The 608-nt window shown below is 65.1% G+C and carries 1 protein-coding gene; it reads right to left on the bottom strand.

The window, feature by feature from the left end:
• Positions 1–537, bottom strand: a 537-nt coding sequence (locus FQ705_RS22385; protein ID WP_144144401.1) for a response regulator, incomplete at its 3' end; no start/stop codon positions are given.
• Positions 538–608 lie beyond the last annotated feature (71 nt).

The raw sequence follows: 608 nt of genomic DNA, 5'->3' as shown, positions 1-608 counted from the left end.
GTCCCAGACCTGCGAGGTGATGAAGGCGCGCGTGAGGATTTCCACTTCGCGTTCGGCCAGCAGTTGCAGCAGCGCGAATTCCTGCGCGGTCAGCTCGACACGCGCGCCGGCCCGCTTCACGCGCCGCTTCACCAGGTCGAGTTCGAGATCGGCGATCCGCAACGTGGTTGTCCCGACGTCTCGCGAGCGCCGGAGCAGCGAGCGGATTCGCGCGAGCAGTTCCGCATACGCGAAGGGTTTGGCCAGGTAGTCGTCGGCGCCGAGCTCGAGCCCCTCGACCTTGTCGGGAACCGAGTCGCGAGCGGTGAGCAGCAGCACCGGCGTCGACTTGCGCTGCCGAAGGCGGCGCAGCACTTCGAGCCCGTCGATGACCGGCAGCATCACGTCGAGGATCAGCAGGTCGAAGTCCTCTTCGAGCGCCATGAACAGGCCGTCCTCGCCGTTGCCGGCGACCGCGACGCCATAACTGGCCTCGGTCAATCCCCGCTGCAGGTAGGTCCGCATTTTTTCTTCGTCTTCGACAATCAGGATGCGCATGGCGGGCAGAGGCTTGGGCAGTGGAGCGATGCGGCAAACGATAACGCCAAATCGGATGACGCGCCACGTTT

This window comes from Paraburkholderia sp. BCC1884, assembly GCF_900996225.1.
Classification (GTDB): Bacteria; Pseudomonadota; Gammaproteobacteria; order Burkholderiales; family Burkholderiaceae; genus Paraburkholderia.
The sequence above is the reverse complement of the archived record's forward strand: the minus strand, read 5'-3'. Positions and strand labels throughout refer to the sequence as shown.